This window comes from Virgibacillus kekensis, from assembly GCF_042654125.1.
Taxonomy (GTDB): domain Bacteria; phylum Bacillota; class Bacilli; order Bacillales; family Amphibacillaceae; genus Lentibacillus; species Lentibacillus kekensis.
On the sequence record NZ_JBHSFU010000004.1, the window covers coordinates 319,206 to 338,992 of the forward strand.

The following is a 19,787-nucleotide window of genomic DNA, read 5'->3' on the forward strand; positions in this document are numbered from 1 at the left end:
TCTTAGAGCCTAAATTTTATACATTCTTATCTCTTGAAAAAATCCAACTGACCTCACATCAGTTGGATTTTTCGTTTCACTTATATTTCTACTCCCTCAGGCCAATGCAGGTCGTGTTCTTCCACACTGGTTATCTCGTTATTTTCATCAACGAATACAACTCTTGGCTTCAGGTCTTCAATTTCCTCATCGGTCATTAGCCCTTGACTTAAAATAATCACCAGGTCACCAGGTGAAAAAATATTAGCAGGCGGTCCATTCAAACAAATCCGCTTCGATCCTTCCGGTGCCGGAATAGCATATGTTTTCCACCGTGCTGCATTCCGCAGGTTAGCAATCTGTACCATTTCATACGGCTTGATGTTCGCTTCTTTCATTAATTTATAGTCAATAGTAATACTGCCTACATAATCCAGTTCTGCTTCCGTCACTTTTGCCCGGTGTATCTTCCCCTTGCACATCATGCGCTGCATGTATAAATGCCTCCCCAAAATTTTAATCTACATACAGTATGATAGAAATCAGCAAAATATTCAATAAAGTAGACTTCACAGTTAATCCTATTCGAAAGTCCCCTTTACTATTATTTCTTTATCTTTTACCATATGCTGGCCTTTGGCAAATACATGTTCAAGTGCAAGCGTCTCTTTATCCAGGATAAGGACATCAGCATCCATGCCTTCTATGATTTTGCCTTTGGAATCAAAGTGTAGCGCATCAGCCGTGTTCCGGGTCACCAGCGAAAGCACGTCGCTAAGTGGCAGTTTATATTCTTTTACCGCCGTTGTAATCTGGTCGAACAACGTCTGCTGGCTGGCTACTCCCATTCCGATGAATTTCCCGTGCTCATCAAACTTCGGCAGGCTTCCATTTCCATCCGACGAAACGGTCAGACGTACCATGTCCCCACCATTCTCCTTGAAGTATTTGATCATTTCACAAGTATCGTCCCCTGCAGTCAGATCAACATACGCACCTTTTTCGGCAAGCGTAATTGCGTCATCTATCAAATCTTTACTTCTATTAATATGAGTAGCGTAAATCTTGGACGGGGGAATCTCGTAATCTTCGAGAATCTGATGCAGAATTGCCAGCCTTTCTTTTCCGGGGCCAACATGGAAATGGGTAACTCCTGCTTTGTTGCTAAGAAGTCCACCAACCCTAGCCTCTGCAACCAGCTTCGCAATCTCGTGAACTGACGGCTGCGCTGATCTCGAATCGGAAATAGCAATCTCCCCCGCACCAATCACCTTATCTATTAAAATTACATCATCTTTTACATTCCCAGTAATTGTCGGAGTAGGTACCTGATAGTTTCCTGTATAAATAAAAGTTGTAACTCCTTCTTCCTCAAGCCCCCTAGCTTTTGCGAGCAATGACGTCATATGCCGGGTTGTCCCATCGGTTCCCAGGCAACCGACAACCGTGGTAATACCTGCTTTAATTATATCGCTGAGGTGAAGTTCCGGCGTTCTAGTGGCAAATCCGCCTTCCCCTCCCCCACCAGTCAGATGTACATGCGGGTCAATAAACCCAGGGGTAACTACCTTCCCTTCCGCATTCACAACATTCACTTCAAGGCCAAGCCCTAGCAGACTGGACTCGTCCACCTCACCAATCTTCATGATTTCCTGATTAATCAGCAAGATATCCTTCTTTCCTTCGTACTCCGGACTGTATACTTCGCCGTTTTTTAATAGAGTGATCATAAGAATTACCTCCCTTTTTTATAGGCGCCAATCTATTGGAGATAGATTATGTTTTTCAAGAATCGTGTTAACTTTTGAAAAAGGTAAGCTCCCAAAGAAGCCACGCCTGGCGGAAAAAGGACTTGGATGCGGTGATTTGATAATATAATGTTTCTCCTCAATTAAATCCTTCTTAGCCTGAGCCTTTTTACCCCACAAAATAAACACGACTGGATCCCGTTTCTCATTCAGCGTTCGAATAACTGTATTGGTAAACTCCTCCCATCCTATGTTTTGATGGCTTCCCGCTCTTCCTTCTTCCACCGTTAAGACTGTATTAAGGAGAAGCACCCCTTGTTCAGCCCAGCCTTCCAGACACCCATGTTCAGGCTCTTCTATACCAAGGTCGCTTTCCAGCTCTTTGAATATATTTTTCAGGGAAGGCGGCTTTTTCATTCCTTTTTTAACTGAGAAGCTTAATCCATGCGCCTGGTCTTCCCCATGATATGGATCCTGACCGAGAATAACAACCTTTGTCCGATAAAATGGTGTCAGTTCCAATGCCCGGAAAAGGTTCTTCCTCTCTGGGTATACATTCTTGTTTTTATAAGCATCATCCAGGAAGGACTGCAGCTTCTGAAAATAGGGTCTATCAAACTCATCTGTAAGTATGTCATTCCAATCAGTTGTACGATCCATCTTAATCCTCCTCAATATAATCCCACACATCTCTTTGATATTAATTTAAGCAAAAAAGCCGCATGAAAGAAAATATATAAATCCATGTATTTAACATTTGCACCATAAAAAAACACACTAAACGTGTGTTGTAATCATGCCTATTTAATTAGTGACCCGCCGGCCTTCTGTCATTTTTTCAGCAACTGCTTTCGTAAATTCCTTTGTTGTTTTGGGAACATACGACTTTAATACCGAATTCACCATTGGTCCAGCCAGCCCTTTTGCGGTTATCTGCAGGCAACCTGTCATGCTGGTGCTGTGTTTCTTTTTCTCCGCCTGAAAATAACCGCTCCCCACAAAATTTTCGGTTAGGCCAGTCAGATTAAATGCGACAGTCGTGGGTTCCTTCCACTCTGTTATGTCGATTCGCAGACTTACCGTTTTCCGGATAATACCCGTATCACCCTTAAACTTCCATTTCGATTGGCGGCCATTCATTTTCTCATGGTCAATATAACCCGGAACTAATGGTGCCCAATTATCCATATCACTGACAAAGTCCCACATTCGTTCAATCGGAATATCAATGTCCAGCTGATGCTTCCCGGATGGCAATTGACAACCCCCTTTAAATTTCCAGCGAATCCTTTAAACGTTTATCACTATATGCGGAATTCCCTTCAACTATGATAAAAAAATTTCAAACAGTTGCTTTAGAGGAAAGCTTATGAATAGCAGTTTAATCATGGAAAATAAAAATTATACGACTGAACTCTCTGAAAGCAGAAAGCGTCAAGAGCGTATTCTAGAGATTTTATCACTTCGATCAATCGAACATGAGAGCAAATAACAAATAATCCTTCTTTAATTTCCCTAATAAAAAAACGCCTGCATTATGCAGACGTTTCTCTCGTTATTCGTGGCGCAAAACCATGTGTTCACATTCACATGTACTGCCTTGTTTTGCGACTTACACGAATCAGCTCATCGCCCTATTAGTATATCATGCAATTTGTCTGTATGCCACAAGAATAATTTACTAAACTTTACTTATACAACTTTGTCTGTTGTAAGTTACAGTGGAAAGAATATTTTCCTTCCAGAATTTGAAACATAATCGTATTTTCAAAAACATGGATATACTGTCATATTTCCCGGGAAATATGTCGGCATACTACCTTTATTGACTCTCTAAGTAGAATACCCCTTGTCGACCCTTGTTATGAGCTAGAATCACCATCCCAGAGGGAAGCCATATTACTCTGTATCTATAGTTATAAAACCTTTGCCTTTTTTCACTACATCAACTGCTTCCTGAAAATCCTCCTGTTTCACTTCCGCATGCAGCAAATATGGATGATGCGGGTCTTCATCAGGCGTTGTAAACATATCCCTTAGAATCTCAATCAATTTATTACGAAGTTCCTCAGTAACAGGTTCCACCGATGAATTCTCAACCTTTAGCGTCTCCAAGCTCGCCTTCGCACTCTCAGCATCATTCTCGGTGCGGAAATACGCATCAATTATTGGCATGGTTACGGTCATCCTCTCTTATAAGGGTTTGTTTTTACTATTACCTAAAGCAACCATTTAAAAACCGTATCCATTAAAAAAAGAGGACCCCTGTGATAGAGATCCCCTTAATGGATATTAAGTTTATCTTAAAGATATGGATCGATTCCTGGTCCAAAAGGAATTCCCAGGAAGAAGAAGATCAATATCAAAACAATCCATGTCAGTAAGAAACAAACCGAATAAGGAAGCATAAGTGATATGAATGTTCCAATACCCGCTTTCTTATCATACTTCTGCATAAACGACAGCGCAATAACCATATATGGCATGAGCGGTGTCACGATATTTGTTGATGAATCGGCAACCCGGTATGCCACCTGTGTGAATGCCGGATGGTAACCAAGCTGCATGAACATAGGAACGAAGACAGGTGCTTCAAGTGCCCATTTAGCGGATCCTGAAGTAATCAGGAAGTTCATTAAGGCTGTAAATATAATATATCCAATAATCAATCCGATACCAGTAAATTCGATGTCTTTCAGGAATTCGGCGCCATTAACAGCGATCCATGTTGCGATGTTGGACCAGCTAAAGTATGCAATAAATTGGGCAATCGCAAAAATAAGTACGATATAGCTGGACATATCTTTCATGGATTCTCCCATATATTTACCGATGTCCCGACTGTTTTTGATGTTTCCAACAGTAATACCATAAGTAGTACCGATAGTGATAAAGAAGAAAAGAATAATTGGAACAATACCATCAAGGAATGGTGACGGAACAATACCACCCTCTTCATTCCGTAAAGGACTGTCCGGCCAGAAAATAATAAGCAGAATGACTCCCCAGTATAACGCACCGGCAATCACAGCGTTGCGTAGTGCCTTGCCTGCTTTTGGTGGGTCTTCAGCAACTGCCTCTTCCACTTCCTCACCTTTATATTTACCAAGCCGGGGTTCGACAAATTTATTAGTGACAAGACCGCCGACCAAAGTCAGAACAAATACGGACGCAATGTTGAAATACCAGTTATCAACCGGTGTTACAACAATATTTTCGTTTATAATCTGTGCTGCTTCCGTTGTGATACCTGCAAGGAGTGCATCCGTTCCAGCGATTAGAAGGTTGGCTGTAAAACCGGCACCTGCTGCTGCATAACCGGCGGCTATACCAACAATCGGGTTACGGCCAACTTTGTAGAATACCATCGCAGCTAACGGTGGAACAAGTACCATTGCCGCATCGGATGCAATATTACCCATGATACCAACAAAAATAACAGTATACGTTATTAACGCTGGTGGTGATTTAAGAATTGTTTTCTTAATTGCGTAATCCAGCATACCTACCTTTTCGGCAAGTCCAATACCAAGCATCATTGCCAGTACAAGACCGAGTGGTGCAAATCCGGTAAAGTTATCAAGCATGGATGTTAAGATATATTGTAGACCTTCGCCGGACGCGAGACTCTTAACCGCCAATTCTTCCCCGGTACCCGGGTGTATAACCGTTGCACCCGCCATATTGAAAATAGCCGATAATATAATAACTAGAACAGCCAATATGGCAAACAGGATAAACGGATCCGGCAGTTTATTTCCGAATACTTCAATCCCGTTTAGAAATCGCTGTGCAATACTTTTTTTCTTTCCCGTATTTTCCATAGTTTCCCCTCACTTTTTAAACTTTTTATTTTTTTATATTTACTTATCTAACTTGGAAGGCTTAACATTGTCAGGAATCGGACATTTGTATGGATTTTTACTCCTGAACTCATTAAATTCCTCTTGGACCAACTCCAAATCTTCTTTATTTGTCAGTAGTGTGATCCCGGTAAGCGCCATAGCTTCTGCGGCACGCAGCATCCCTTTGTGCGCATAGCTGCTGATGCCTTGTGTAGTCATTTGCCAAGTATGGAGTGGTGTACCCAGCGCTGAGGTGGATGTTGTCACTTGCGCAGTCGGAACAACCCAACTTACATCGGCAACATCTGTTGATCCTGGAAGAATATCATTTGTTGGTTCATATGGTGAGATGGTTTCGGCAAGATATTTTCCTTCAAATTCACTGCCGTCCCCTCTGTAGCCAAACCCTTTAAGAATGTCTAGATAGCCTTCTTTTTCTCCTTCTGAAAGAGTCGACCATAATTGTTTTGCAAAGGTAACCTCTTCATCAACAGGTTTATCAATGCCAGCTTTTTGAAGGTTCTCATGAAGAATGTTCTCTAAGGTGCGGTTAGGAATATAATTGGAGCATGCCTTATCAAATTCGATTGTCAGCTCTGTCTCCGTCATAAGAGCAGCTCCTTCAGCAATCTTACAGACACGCTTATAAATATCATCTACCTGTTTAACTTTTGGCGAACGAATCAGATAAAGAACTTCTGCATCTGCCTGGACAACATTTGGTGATATGCCCCCAGTATTTGTCACAGCATAATGCATCCTTGCATCTGACGGGACGTGTTCCCGAAGATAATTAACCCCAACGTTCATCAGCTCAACCGCGTCCAAAGCACTTCGGCCAAGGTGCGGGGAATTTGCGGCATGCGATGATACTCCTTTAAAACGGAAATAGACCTGGTAATTTGCTAGAGATGATAGACTAATAATGCTGTTTGCTGGTGATGGATGCCAGGTTAGTGCTGCATCTACTCCTTCGAAAACGCCTTCTCGCACCATAAAAGTTTTACCAGATCCGCCTTCTTCCCCTGGGCATCCGAAAAACTTCACTGTTCCTGGAAGATTGTTCTCTTCCAGATGCTTTTTAGCAGCACATGCAGCTGCAAATGCGCCGGTTCCCAATAAGTTATGCCCGCAACCATGCCCAACATTATTTTCAGTAGGCTCATAAGATGTCATGTTAGGCTTCTGTCCCAGACCGGACAGGGCGTCAAATTCTCCAAGGAATCCGATTACCGGAGACCCGCTGCCATATGTGGCTACAAATGCTGTCTCGATGTCACCGACATTCCGTTCAACCTTAAATCCTGCTTTCTCACATTCTAAAGCGAGAAATTCAGCGGAGGAATATTCTTCAAATCTGGTTTCTGGATGATTATAGATATATTCGCTAACACGCTCAAATTGTTCTTTGTTTGCTGCTAGATACTCTTTTGCAAAGTTAGTTGTCATGGAATCCCTCCTTTTGAATATTTTTGCCGAAAAAAAGAATGCAAATCAAGTTACAGACTATTCGACAAATTATAACGCTTATTTTACCCAGTTAATGCGTTAAAGTCAATTACAGTTCCGTTTCTATTTCAAAAAATCTTTGGATAACCTGGATACCTTTGGAAATGTCACGCATGGAGGCAAATTCCTTAGGATGGTGGCTTATGCCTTCTTTGCAAGGGATAAATAGTAATCCTGATGGCCACCTTGCTGCCATATTCATTACATCATGCCCCGCTCCACTATCCATATGAAACGTATCATAACCAAGCTCATCACAGACTGAGGAAAGTTTTTGTTGTATTACGGAGTCAAGCAGTACCGAATCGTTATCGACCAGCGTCGTAATATCAATCATTACCTGGATTTCCTGTTCAATGCGATCACAGTAAACCTTTATTTTGGAGGCGAAATCTCGTTTAAGCTGATCATCAACACTACGGATATCTATTCCCAATTCAATTTCACCGGGAATAACATTCATCACATTCGGCTTAAGCTCAATCGTGCTGACTGTGGCTACTAGAGGACTCTTGTGTATCCTGTTCAAACGAGCTGCTTCATCACTCACAAAGTTCACTAATGGGGCTATCGCAACGAATGCATCTTTTCGGTTATGCATTGGCGTAGATCCTGTGTGATTTGCCATTCCCTTAGCCCTTACTTTAAGGCGAACGGGACAGGCGACACCATTTACAATACCTATTTCCGCACGATTTTCCACTATCTGTGTTCCCTGTTCAATATGAAGTTCCATGAAACTTTCCAGCTTTTCGGCCGAAAGCTCTGCTTCTTCAATTTTACTCCAGTTAAGACCATATTCGCTTACTGCCTCTCTGACAGTTATTCCATCACTATCGGTAACTTCACCAATTTCATCCTTTTCAAGCTGCCCGGTAAGTGCTTTACTACCAATCGTGGAAACTCCGAACCTGGCTGACTCTTCAGAGATAAAACAAATAATGGCGATATTTTTTGCAGGCTGATAACCCTTATCTTTCAACGCTTTGACCGCAGCCAGAGCGCTCAGAACTCCGGCCACTCCATCATAACCTCCACCGTTCACAACGGTATCAACATGTGAACCGAGAGCTATAGTTGGGGCTTCCTTATCAACTTCCCAAACTGCCCATTGGTTTCCTGCCTCATCCTCGGAAACGGCAAGGCCCAACTCCTCGGCTATTTTACGGAATTGCGCATGGGAAGCTTTCTCTTCCGGGGAGAAACTAAGGCGAGTAAAACCCTCTGGTCTATCCATTGTGTCGGTCAGATTAAGGGCCTTAAGTTTCTCTTCAAGCCAGTCAAACATCTCAGACATCTGATGATCCGCCTCTTAAAATACTGACGAAGGTATCAACGGCGACTCCCAGCACATCCTCCTCGTAGTCAAACTGCGGATGATGGTGCGGATAATCAAGTTTAGTACCAAACAGCATATACGTTGCCTTTCCACCATGTTCCTGCACCTTATTAATCATGAAGCTGGCATCCTCTGAACCGGAAACCTGGATTTCAGGCAGTACTTCTGTAATAAGTTCACTGTTTTTGCACCACTCCTGAATCTGTGGAATCAGCGTTTCGTCACAAACAACGACCTCCGTAATACCCACCGGATCAATGATACATTCCACATCATGCATATCAGCCGCAGCCCGAATAATGCGGGTAGCTTTTTCGGCCATATAGTCCGCCACTTCCTGTGTTTCCCCACGAACCTCGATTTCCATATAACTGTCTTCGGGAATAATGTTGCGTCCACTTCCAGCAGTAAGTTTTCCGACATTCACTCGGGTCACCCCGTCATTATGGCGCGGGATACCGTACAGATTGTTAGCCGCGGTTGTTGCTGCAAGCAATGCATTCTTTCCAAGTTCAGGATGCATGCCTGCATGTGAGGAAACTCCTTTAAAGGATATATTAAACTTGGTGGAAGCAAGGAACCCTTTTGTTGTTGCTGCAATTGTTCCTACCGGCATGGATTTCACGCCAATATGTCCGCTGTAAAAACGGTGAGCATCGTCAAGCCAACCCTTGGCAGTCATTGCCCTGGCTCCACGCCCACCTTCTTCAGCCGGCTGAAAAAGTAGTGTGAAACGACCTTTAAGGCTATCGGTATTTTCCGAAATGAACTTTGCCACGCCAAGCCCGATTGTTGCATGGCCATCATGGCCGCACGCATGCATAACGTTCTTTTCATCGGAAATGAAGTTATTTTTAGTTGGAAGGTGTGACTCATCCGTTGATTCATTAATCGGTAACGCATCAATATCAAAACGAAAACCTACATGGTCGCCCTGCTTCCCGGTATCCCATATAGCAACAAGCCCAGTATTCCCGCCGCGCATTTTTTCAAGCCACTCAGCATCAACTCCCCACTTGGCTGCCTTCTCTTCATGAGCATTAATGTCTTCGGTGGCAGGCAGCCCCATACGTGCATCCGAATCCAGGGCATCCTTACCAACATGAAGGGTAAAGCCCATCGATATGAGTTCTTTTCCCAATCGATACGTAGTTATATATTCCAGAAAACCAAGCTCTGGTAGTTTGTGAAGCGTACGCCGCCATTCGACGAGCTGTGGTGCTAATTCTTTTACAAAATTACTGCTCATCATAATCGCTCCTTAATTTGTTCAGTGTATCGATTGCCACCTGGGCAAGAAAGGCGCTTCCATGTGGCAAGGCTTTTTCATTCAGTTTGAAATTCGGGTCATGGAGAGGAGCCTGGTTCTCTTTATCCTCAATCTGTGTACCGAGCCAGATAAACGCTCCGGGATATTTATGCAGGAATCTGCTGAAATCCTCCCCGGCAAGTGATGGATTGACTTGTGGCACGGCATCATCACCAAGCATTTTCGTTGCCGATTCACGGGCTACTTCCGCCCATTCAGGTGTGTTAATGGTTGCTGGATAACCTTCCAGATATTCAATTTCGACTTCTCCATCAAACGCTTGAACAACCTGATTTGTAATGGTATGGAACCGTTCTTTCAACCGCTCCCTGATCTCAGGATTATAGGTGCGGATTGTTCCTTCAAGCTCCACCTTATCCGCAATTACGTTATGCCCATATCCTCCGTTTATTTTACCAATCGTTACCACGGACGCTTCAAGCGGATCAAGGTTTCGGCTGACTATTGACTGCAAACTGGTAATCAGATGGCCAGTCATTACGACTGCATCATTTGTTAGATGGGGCATGCTTGCATGGCCGCCTTTACCTTTTACGATAATCTTGAATCGGTCGCTCGCACCCATCATTTCTTTATCTCGTATGCCCATTTGGCCAGCAGGCAAATTTGGCCACACATGCTGTCCATATATTACATCCGGCGGATAGGTATCAAAGACTCCATCATCCAGCATCCGCTGAGAGCCGCCAACCGGGGAGTTCTCCTCTGCCGGCTGAAACACCAGCAAAACTGTCCCGTGGATGTGTTCGCGCATTTTGTTCAAGATATATCCTGTTGAAAGAAGCATTGATGTATGGGCATCATGTCCACACGCATGCATTACGTTTTCATTTTTTGAAACAAAATCATGGCTGTTAAGCTCCTGAATCGGCAATGCATCCATGTCGGCACGGAGCGCAACCGTCTTACCCTGATGTCCACCTTTTATAATTCCAAGGGCCCCAGTCTTAGCGAATCCGTTTTCAAATGGGATGCCAAATTCCTCTAACTTCGACTGAACGAATTTTGACGTCTCCCATTCCTGGGTACTTAATTCCGGGTTCTGATGAAGATGTCGCCGCATTTTAATAAGATCGTCTTTTATCTCATTCATATAGGTTTGAATTACTTCCTGCATTCTACTCCCCCTCTATATAAATTTAAAATAGATTTTATTGTCGAAAAAAAGAATTGATAAATATTATATAACATGCATATTTATAAATCAATTTATTTCGGAAATCGAAGCGTGTTGGGAAATAATGGCTTGTGAATATGATGGCTGACAATCTAATTATATAGAAGGAATCCGATTTAGAGAAGTATACCTGTACAAAAATAAAAAGCACCCTATCGGTGCTTTTTATTTTTCTGTTATGTAGCTCAGTGATGCTTTCTCATGATAACTTATTTTCTTTTTTAACTTATGCTTGAATCTCTCGTCAACACATCCGGAGGCTATCGCTGATAACTCCTTCAGTCTGACCTGGTGCCAAAAATATTTACCACGATTAGAAAACTTGGCTATCGCCAATACGGCAAAAGCCTTAGTTTTACGTATGCAGGAAAGAAAGTTTATGCTCTCTATCCGCTCCAAAAACTTCTTCAAACATATCCCTCCATAAATCCCATAAATCGTAGGAGGACGTATTCGACATCTGGCTGGCATTGTCGTGAGACTTTAGCCCCTGTAGTTTTGCGTCATCACTTTTCAGTGATTTTGCCATTTCGTACGATTTATGTTGATAGTTGTATTATCGTTCAAATGGCACCAGCTTTATATAGGGATATATGCCTATTTACAATTTATCAATTCCTATAACTATAATCCACTATGGTATGATGAATACTGTACGACAAAGCAAACAATCGGAGGACTTATGAATAAATGGTTCTTTTTCAATATAGCATTGCTCGCCCTTGGTACCTGGAACGTCATTAATAAGGCGGGTGAAGGGATTCCCACACACATATTTTTCGGCTTTATGGGACTTATTTTCATTCTTTTCAACTGGACTCGCCATGCAGTATTTTCCACAATCCGAGATTCATCCGATCGGGCCAAAAAAATTAAATATGCGAATCTGTCGAAAAGAATTCTGCCTTTTCACCGCTGGATTGGCACAACCGCGTTAATCCTCATACTAACCCATGCCACTTTGGTGATTGACCTATTTGGTTTCCAGTGGCAAAATCCTAAAATTGTGAGCGGTTTGCTGACAGCTACCGTGTTGACAGCCGTTGTAACAACTGGTTGGATGCGGAGATACCGCCCTTCAATAAAGAAACGGATGACCCATTTATGGTTGGGAATATCGATGTTCTTTCTACTATTATTGCATTTGTTATTTTAATTTGAAAAAGTATATAAATAAGCAGAGCCATAGATACTGCTCTGCTTATTATTGGAGTCGCTTAATTACTCTTATTTCTCATTGATTGCTCGTTCTTCTGCTTAACTTCTTGTGCGTTCGTATCACTATAAATATTTGTACCGCGACCAACGGACGTTCTTGCAATAAATTCTTTTGCTTCATTATAAGTCAGACCTGACCGCCTGCTTTGTTCGAGAATTTCCTCGTCAGTTAATTTTCCGTTATTATTTTTGTTCACATAAAGCACCTCCATTTTATGAGATATTTAAACAATAAACATAATTTAATTACGCAGGCTCAACCTCATACAAAAAAAACCTGCTATCTGTTAAGATAGCAGGATTACTTTAGATTATGCAGCATTGGATTTTTTATTTGCTGCTGAGCTTGGTTTCCATCCAAAAAAGAATGCTACCGCTAAAAGTATAAACGTTATAACTGTGAAGACCATATTTGATTCAAATAAGCGGATAAGATTTCCTAGTACAATTCCAACTGCCCCGAAGTCCGCGTCACCGAATGTAGTACCTTCAAATCCTAATGAACCGAGTACCGGTAATAACAGTGCCGGCAAAAAGCTAATTAATACACCATTTGCCATCGAACCAAATATTGCACCTTTGCGTCCGCCAGTAGCATTTCCAAATACCCCTGCTGCTGCACCAGTAAAGAAGTGTGGCACTAAGCCCGGCACAATAACCTTAAGTCCAAGCAGTGGCAGGAAAAACATACTGATTAGCCCAGCAATAAAGCTAAATAGAAAACCAATAATTACCGCGTTGCCTGCGAATGGGAATATGGCAGGACAATCCAACGCAGGTTTTGCATTCGGAACAATTTTGTCAGCTATACCTTTAAATGCAGGGACAATTTCGCCCAGCAACATCCGGACACCGGCAAGAATAATATAAACCCCTGCTGCGAAAGTCAACCCTTGCATAAAGGCGAAGACCAAGAAGTTTTGCCCGCCACTTAATTCAGACTCGATAAAGGAAGGTCCGGCAAATCCGGCTACAACAAAGAAAAGTATTACCATTGTAAGGGAAACAGCTACTGAAGTATCCCGTAAGAATCCTAACGACTTAGGTACTTTAAGTTCTTCAGTTGACTTGGAGTTTTTGCCAACAACTTTTCCAACCGCCGCGGATACCAAATACCCCAAGGAGCCAAAGTGACCTACTGCGAAATCGTCAGAACCAGTAACTTTTCTGGTGAATGGTTGTATCATTGCTGGTGATAGTACCATAAGAGCGCCAAGTATAATAGATCCTATAATTACCAATGATACGCCTGAAATACCGCCTGTATTTAAAATCACCGCAATCATGCATGCCATAAACATCGTGTGATGTCCGGTTAAAAAGATATATTTAAACGGTGTCATTCTTGCCAAAACGATATTTACAGCCATACCAAACAACATAATCATTGCTGTTTCTGTACCAAATGATTGCTGTGCCAGTGCAACGATTGCCTCATTGTTTGGAATAACGCCATCTACTTCGAAGGCCTCATTAAACATACTGCTGAATTGACCAAGTGCCAATACAATTACATTCGCTCCAGCATTTAAAATAACAAAGCCCATTATTGTTTTCAGGGTTCCCGATACAACGTCAGCTGCATTTTTACGTTGGACAAGCAAACCGACCAGCGCAAATAATCCAACCAAAATTGCAGGGGTGCCCAGAATATCTTTCATGATTAAGTCTACCATTGCACTTTTCCTCCATTCGTTATGCTAAATTAGATATTTTTTTCAAGTGCTTCACGTAATTCTTGCTTGTCCATTAGGTTTTTTAGTTTAACAACATTTTTGCTGCCGTCATCAATATTCCCTACAATATCTTCTGAACCCAGGTACAGATCTGCCGGTTCAGATTTAGCAGAAGAAAGGTCTGTGTGTGATACATCTGCTTCCTTACCCATATCCTTAAGAATCGATTTTACGTTCATTTCAACGATCATACTGCTTCCTAGTCCATTCCCGCATACCACTAATACTTTTTTCATTTAGTAAACCTCCTGTTTTTTTTATTTTCGATAATTATTGATTAATTAACTGAAGCACATCTTCCGAACTTGCGGAATTGATGAGTTTCTCTACCTTTTCATCATCAGACAGCATTTCTGTCAGCTCTGACAAAGCTTTCAGATGTGTCTGATTATCGATTGCTGCTAAAACCACGATTAACTGTGCACGGTGTTTTTCCTGCTCGGAAAAATATACCGGCTCTCTTAACCTCAATAAGCTCATGCCTACTCGCTCGACACCCGCTTCCGGGCGAGCATGGGGCAAAGCAATGTTCGGTGCTATCACAATGTAAGGACCAAGTTCCTTCACATTGTCGATCATCGCATCAATATATTCTTCTTTAATCGCCTTTCCATTCAACAATGGGGTTGCGGCTGTTCGTATAGCCTCTTCCCAGTTTGTGACACGATCCTCCAGTATGACTGTATCTTCGGTTAGTAATTCGTTGAGCATTGGTTCTCTAAACTCCTTTTTCTGATGTCTTTGCTCGGTACTGATTCCTGATATAGCAGCTTTTAAGCCTGCACGGTTATGAATGGTCGCGAATCTCTCGATAACTTGCAGCAGTTGCTCCGTGTTATAGGCTTCATTGTAATCCTGGTCGAATAATTTATTAACCTTATTAAGAATTTCCACCTTATCCGAATTGGACAATATTGCTGGCACATGGATGGTTGGTATCCCTTTATCCTTCAGAAGGTTGGTAGAAAAAATCACATCAGCCTCAATATGCTGGGAATTGTACTCCCTGACAGATTGAATGGCAACTACCTGTAGCCCGGCAATAAGACTCTCCAACTGAGTTTTAAGCATATTGGAAGTGCCGACTCCATTTTCACAAACAATGACTGCGTTTAAACTGGAGTCAACTTTTTTATTCTCTCGTTTCAGCCATCCACCAAAATGAAGGGTGATATAGGCTGCCTCTTCATCAGGAACTTTTTTTCTTACATACTGCTCCAGATGGACCATTACACGTTTGGTGAAATGAAATAACTCCGGATAATTTTCTTTTATATTCGCTGCCAGATGATTGGAAGTCTGGACACCATATTTCAGCCTGTAGTACGTTGGTTTAATATGAGTAAGCAGATTATTTTCCAAACCATCCCTATCATCAAAAATAACGCAAGCATACGTTTGGAAATCTGCTATCATTTGCCGAACCACTATTCGCAATCCGGCTATTTCACTGCTGGAAAAACTATTGAATTTTTCCCGGTGAATCTTTAAGCCAAGAAGGTTCATGGTTAAAAAACTAATCTCATCATCTGGAAATTCGATGGCAAATAGATCCATCAACCCAGCCGTCAATTTCATGCTGGCTTTATAATGTTCTGTATTCTGAAGAACTCTTGCTTCTTCGGAATCAACCTCCACAAATTGTCCCAGTTTCGCGCGATGAACCGTTATCAGCAAGTTGATAGATAACATTTCGAACATCTCATCAGTTAAACGAAGGGATAGTTCTTCTTCCGCCTTATAAATCAGTGCATTGATTTTTTCATGGGAATCGGCATCCTTTTTGTTGTTCGTCTCCATTGCCAGCATATTGTAAATTTGGGACCTAATATTCCGCCATTCTCGATTAAGCATGATGTTTGAGAATTCACTAAGAAGTAATTTTCTCTTATTTTCTTCCGAACCGCATAGTTTGTAACCGTTTGCTCTGGAATATTGGAGTTCCAGTTCATAATCGGCAAGCTGATTTTTTATATTTCCTAAATCTTTATTGATAGTGCCCCGGCTCATGAAGGTTAGGTCAATAAAGGTTCGCATCGTGGTCTTTTCATTACCTGTTAACAGTGTTAAAAGAATGATAAGTTTACGCTCATTCTCAGAATACTGGTAAACATATTCTTCGGTTAAGTCATATTCCCGCAAATCTACTTTTTCCACCATGGATCTATTAAACCAGAAACCTTCTCCATGAATATTTCTTATGGATTCAAGACGCTGAGATTCCAGCCAATCATTTATTTGACCCACATCGTAATAAATCGTGCGTTGCGAGACGCCTAGCTTTTCAGCCAGATTACTCGAATGAACAGGCTCTGAAGAATGTAAAATAACGGATAACAGGTGTGCACGCCTTTTATCCATAATCACTGGAGGTCCTCCTTTACACAAATATATTGCAAAAATATATTTGCAAAAATAAACACTATGGTTGTTGCTATCTAACTACAATTCTATTATAAACCTTCCGGAAACGAAATGTAAGGGGTTGCAAAGACTATAAATTGTAATAAATGGTTTTTGCAAAAATAAACATAAGCAACTTAGTAATAGGCTATAAACTGCCAGTCAGAGGTGACAGATATTCTATAATTCGCACACACTGCAACCACGGAAAATGCCCGAAAAAAAGAACCTCTCGATAAAAAGAGGTTCCTCATCCATTAGTCAAACAGCTTAATCAGCGCCTGCGTCCCGCTATCTTCCTCACCTTTTTCCGCCAGCTCCTGATACAACTCTAGCGAAAGCGACAGACCAGGTGTGGAGAGTCCCATTTCCTCTGCAGACTCTAGTGCAATCGTCATATCCTTAATAAAATGCTTTACATAAAACCCGGGCGCAAAGTCGCCTTCAAGCATCCTTGGTGCCAGCTTGGAAAGCGAGAAGCTTCCAGCCGCTCCGGTGGTGATACTGTCCAGTACGCGTGACGGGTTTAACCCCGTTTTTCTTGCGTAGGCAATCGCTTCACAAACGCCAATCATATTAGTCGCAATGGTAATCTGGTTGGCAAGCTTAGTATGCTGTCCAGCTCCCGCATCACCCTGCAAAATGATATTTTCACCGAGAACGTTAAAAATAGGTTTAACTTCATGGAACGCCTGTTGCTCGCCACCAACCATAATTGCAAGTTTGCCACTTTTCGCTCCGATATCTCCACCTGAAACCGGCGCATCTAACGCACTGATTCCACGAGCTTTTGCTTTTTCAAAAATCTCAACGGCAAGTTTTGGCTTCGATGTTGTCATATCAATTACGTATGTACCCTGACGAGCGTTCTCAATAATCCCGCCTTCGTTAAAATAAACACTTTCCACGTCAGTTGGATAACCAACTATCGTAATGATGATGTCGGCTGAATTTGCCAGTTCCGCAACAGACTCCTTCCATACCGCGCCCTTGTCCAGCAATTCCTGTGCCTTATCCTTTGTACGTGTGAAAACGGCAATGGAATATCCGGAGTCCATTAAGTTCTGCGCCATACTCTTCCCCATAACACCCGTGCCGATAAAGCCTATAAGTGGTTTATCTGTCCCCATTTAACTGCCTCCCCAACTATTTTCTCCCATTATACAGCAAACGGGACAGAGGGTCTGACCCCCTGTCCCATTATTTTTTTTCAGGTGCCAATTCAATTGCCTGACGGAGTGCCTCCAGCATACTCCGTTCATCAACGATACCTTTTCCTGCAATATCGAATGCAGTTCCGTGATCCACGCTAGTTCTAATAATTGGCAAGCCAACTGTAATATTCACACCAGCTTCCAGTCCAAGTACTTTAATTGGTCCATGTCCCTGATCGTGATACATAGCCACTACAATATCAAAGTCACCACGCTGAGCCCGGAAGAACAATGTGTCAGCCGGAAGTGGACCTTCCACATGGATCCCTTCCTCAGTCGCACGTTCAACAGCTGGGATGATTTTTTCCTCTTCTTCACCGTAACCGAACAAGCCATTTTCGCCAGCATGTGGATTAATTCCACACACACCAATTTTTGGCTGTTTAATGCCTGAATTACTCAACGTTTCGTGTGCAAGTTGAATAACTTTGTGAACGCGGTCAGGACTAATCATATTGATTGCATCAATAATTCCTACATGTGTTGTAACATGAATTACTTTTAGTTTTGGAGAAGACAGCATCATAGAAAAATCTTTTGTGCCAGTTAATTCAGCAAGGATTTCGGTATGGCCAGGATAAACATGGCCACCTTTATGCAACGCTTCTTTGTTTAAAGGAGCTGTACAAATAGCATCAATCCGCTTATCATTTGCCAGTTCGATTGCAGTTTTTAAATACTCAAACGCAGCATGTCCAGCCTGCGAGGATACTTCCCCGAAAGGTAGGTCCTCAGGCAACAGGTTCAGATCATAACAGGCTATTTCTCCAAATGTTGCGTTAAAGTCTGCATCAGCATCTATGGTCTTTATCGATATATCAGTATTCAGCAGTTCCGCCGCTCGCTGAAGCATTTTCGCATCTCCAATTACGATCGGATTTGATTGATTATAAACATGCTTGCTCTGAAGACTTTTAATAATTATTTCCGGACCTACTCCTGATGCATCACCCATTGTGATCCCAATAATTGGTTTTTTGCTCATTATTCCTGAACTCCTTTCAATTCCTGCATTCCTTTATATATAGAATTCTCTTTTCCAAATGCACCGGCTTTGGTTACTACTGTGAATTCCCTATCAGAACCGATTAATGTACCTAATGGAATTCCTGCTTCTACTTGCTTCATCAAGCGGAAACCAATTCCACCAAGATGTCGTGAAGTGTCTTTTGCAGTGTCTCCACCTGTTAGCACTAGTCCTGTAAGCTCTTTATTCTGCGCAGCTACCTCGGCAACAATCTCTCCAATCCCATTGGATATCCTTTCGCCAATCTGGTAACCTGACAGGTTCAGTTGTTCCCCAATTCGTTTAACACTGTCACGTATTTCCTGGTTTGAAGGAACGTAGAGAACAACATCGTCTACTTTTCTGAATCCATCAAGTACTTGGAAAACAATATCCTTCCGGGTTTTATCCCAATTGTCATCAAAAATTTCCTTGGTATCCAATTCTATCGCCGTAACACCAGACTGCTTTACAGCGAATGACACCTGTTTTTGAGTAATTGCCGATAAACTTCCACAAACAGTCATTACCTTATTCGATACGGGCAATTGCAATTCTTCATTCTTTTTCACAATACCGAGAACTTCTGGAATTTCCTGTGCAAGCCCGGCAGACCCCGCCCAAATTACCTTGCTTGAAATTGAGGCCATTTTCATTGCTGCTTGCTGTAAATCCTCCTGGATCTCAGCATCACACACAATATAATTAATATTATTTCCCTTAAATTCATTGATTTTACTCCAGAATACAGAGATATCCGATTCAATATCGTCTTTTGTAAGCAAGCCAACCGGCTGACCAATCTCTTTTTCCAGAATAGAAGGTATAAATGATTCTTTAACCGGATGTTTAGGGTCTCTGGAAATTTCAGTTTCGGCAATTTCCACTCCATTAACGTAATGGATACCATCTCGTGTCGTCCGGCCCATAGAAGGGAAGGCCGGAGCTATAAAAACAAACTCCGGTTGAAATACATCATAAAGGGAGTGTAATTCAGTCCCAATATGCCCTCTTAAAGTTGAATCCATTTTTTTATAGATGTGCTGAAATCCTGCTTCCTTTAAAAAGCGGCCTGCCTTCTCCGTTATTAAAGCCGCCTTTTCTCTGGAAAGCGCACGGGAATTCGTATCAATCACGATACCACTGTCAAGGTTCTCATGATTTTCTGGAATATCGAATAACACAGACGTATTTATCCCTTTCTCTGTAAGCTGTACGCCACTGTCGTTGGCTCCTGTTAGATCATCTGCAATAATTCCTATACGTTGTTTCATATATATTCC

At 42.1% G+C, this 19,787-nt stretch carries 19 protein-coding genes and 1 riboswitch; of the genes, 1 reads left to right on the plus strand and 18 read right to left on the minus strand.

Features of this window, described 5'->3' with window-relative positions:
- Window positions 1-80: 80 nt before the first annotated feature.
- The 11 genes from panD to ACFO3D_RS05930 all read right to left on the minus strand — a co-directional run bounded on the left by panD (window position 81) and on the right by ACFO3D_RS05930 (window position 11,338).
- The gene (gene panD / locus ACFO3D_RS05880; protein ID WP_390293747.1) at window positions 81-473 is read right to left on the minus strand and encodes an aspartate 1-decarboxylase; all 393 of its coding nucleotides are present in this window, start codon (window positions 471-473) and stop codon (window positions 81-83) included.
- Between the two features lie 87 nt (window positions 474-560).
- A complete protein-coding gene (gene iadA, locus ACFO3D_RS05885; protein ID WP_390293749.1) occupies window positions 561-1,709 on the minus strand; it encodes a beta-aspartyl-peptidase in 1,149 nt (382 codons plus the stop codon).
- 18 nt (window positions 1,710-1,727) lie between these two features.
- Window positions 1,728-2,387 carry a uracil-DNA glycosylase gene (locus ACFO3D_RS05890; RefSeq protein WP_390293751.1) on the minus strand — a complete coding sequence of 220 codons (660 nt, stop codon included), beginning with the start codon at window positions 2,385-2,387 and terminating at the stop codon, window positions 1,728-1,730.
- A 144-nt stretch (window positions 2,388-2,531) separates the two neighbouring features.
- Window positions 2,532-2,984 carry a CoxG family protein gene (locus ACFO3D_RS05895; RefSeq protein ID WP_390293753.1) on the minus strand — a complete coding sequence of 151 codons (453 nt, stop codon included), beginning with the start codon at window positions 2,982-2,984 and terminating at the stop codon, window positions 2,532-2,534.
- Between the two features lie 642 nt (window positions 2,985-3,626).
- Entirely contained in the window at window positions 3,627-3,902 is a 276-nt protein-coding gene (locus ACFO3D_RS05900; RefSeq protein ID WP_390293755.1) for a hypothetical protein, read from the minus strand.
- Window positions 3,903-4,030: 128 nt separating this feature from the next.
- Entirely contained in the window at window positions 4,031-5,551 is a 1,521-nt protein-coding gene (locus ACFO3D_RS05905) for an AbgT family transporter (protein WP_390293757.1), read from the minus strand.
- A 39-nt stretch (window positions 5,552-5,590) separates the two neighbouring features.
- Entirely contained in the window at window positions 5,591-7,021 is a 1,431-nt protein-coding gene (locus ACFO3D_RS05910; RefSeq protein ID WP_390293759.1) for a M20 family metallopeptidase, read from the minus strand.
- A 109-nt stretch (window positions 7,022-7,130) separates the two neighbouring features.
- Entirely contained in the window at window positions 7,131-8,378 is a 1,248-nt protein-coding gene (locus ACFO3D_RS05915; RefSeq protein WP_390293761.1) for a M20 family metallo-hydrolase, read from the minus strand.
- The gene (locus tag ACFO3D_RS05920) at window positions 8,371-9,669 is read right to left on the minus strand and encodes an amidohydrolase (RefSeq protein ID WP_390293763.1); all 1,299 of its coding nucleotides are present in this window, start codon (window positions 9,667-9,669) and stop codon (window positions 8,371-8,373) included. The genes ACFO3D_RS05915 and ACFO3D_RS05920 overlap by 8 nt, the downstream gene beginning before the upstream one ends.
- Entirely contained in the window at window positions 9,659-10,867 is a 1,209-nt protein-coding gene (locus ACFO3D_RS05925; protein WP_390293765.1) for a M20 metallopeptidase family protein, read from the minus strand. The genes ACFO3D_RS05920 and ACFO3D_RS05925 overlap by 11 nt, the downstream gene beginning before the upstream one ends.
- Before the next feature lie 225 nt (window positions 10,868-11,092).
- On the minus strand, window positions 11,093-11,338 hold the full coding sequence (locus ACFO3D_RS05930; RefSeq protein WP_390293767.1) for a hypothetical protein: 246 nt from the start codon (window positions 11,336-11,338) through the stop codon (window positions 11,093-11,095).
- Between the two features lie 41 nt (window positions 11,339-11,379).
- Window positions 11,380-11,464, minus strand: a riboswitch (cyclic di-GMP riboswitch).
- 145 nt (window positions 11,465-11,609) lie between these two features.
- On the opposite strand from ACFO3D_RS05930, the gene ACFO3D_RS05935 reads away from it, so the two are divergent.
- Window positions 11,610-12,083: a hypothetical protein gene (locus ACFO3D_RS05935; protein WP_390293769.1), complete on the plus strand. Its 474-nt coding sequence runs from the start codon at window positions 11,610-11,612 to the stop codon at window positions 12,081-12,083.
- Between the two features lie 61 nt (window positions 12,084-12,144).
- Here the strand turns inward: ACFO3D_RS05935 and ACFO3D_RS05940 are convergent, their stop codons facing one another.
- The 7 genes from ACFO3D_RS05940 to ACFO3D_RS05970 all read right to left on the minus strand — a co-directional run bounded on the left by ACFO3D_RS05940 (window position 12,145) and on the right by ACFO3D_RS05970 (window position 19,778).
- Window positions 12,145-12,342: a hypothetical protein gene (locus tag ACFO3D_RS05940; RefSeq protein WP_390293771.1), complete on the minus strand. Its 198-nt coding sequence runs from the start codon at window positions 12,340-12,342 to the stop codon at window positions 12,145-12,147.
- A gap of 114 nt (window positions 12,343-12,456) precedes the next feature.
- Complete coding sequence (locus tag ACFO3D_RS05945; RefSeq protein ID WP_390293775.1) at window positions 12,457-13,821, minus strand: PTS ascorbate transporter subunit IIC; 1,365 nt, start codon at window positions 13,819-13,821, stop codon at window positions 12,457-12,459.
- 29 nt (window positions 13,822-13,850) lie between these two features.
- A complete protein-coding gene (locus tag ACFO3D_RS05950; RefSeq protein ID WP_390293777.1) occupies window positions 13,851-14,117 on the minus strand; it encodes a PTS sugar transporter subunit IIB in 267 nt (88 codons plus the stop codon).
- 34 nt (window positions 14,118-14,151) lie between these two features.
- Window positions 14,152-16,242, minus strand: coding sequence for a BglG family transcription antiterminator (locus ACFO3D_RS05955; RefSeq protein ID WP_390295468.1), 2,091 nt, complete (start codon window positions 16,240-16,242; stop codon window positions 14,152-14,154).
- A gap of 299 nt (window positions 16,243-16,541) precedes the next feature.
- Window positions 16,542-17,414: an NAD(P)-dependent oxidoreductase gene (locus tag ACFO3D_RS05960; protein ID WP_390293779.1), complete on the minus strand. Its 873-nt coding sequence runs from the start codon at window positions 17,412-17,414 to the stop codon at window positions 16,542-16,544.
- Window positions 17,415-17,484: 70 nt separating this feature from the next.
- Window positions 17,485-18,483 (minus strand): 4-hydroxythreonine-4-phosphate dehydrogenase PdxA, encoded by a 999-nt coding sequence (gene pdxA / locus ACFO3D_RS05965; RefSeq protein ID WP_390293781.1) that lies wholly within the window; start codon window positions 18,481-18,483, stop codon window positions 17,485-17,487.
- On the minus strand, window positions 18,483-19,778 hold the full coding sequence (locus ACFO3D_RS05970) for a four-carbon acid sugar kinase family protein (protein WP_390293783.1): 1,296 nt from the start codon (window positions 19,776-19,778) through the stop codon (window positions 18,483-18,485). The genes pdxA and ACFO3D_RS05970 overlap by 1 nt, the downstream gene beginning before the upstream one ends.
- Window positions 19,779-19,787: the final 9 nt, after the last annotated feature.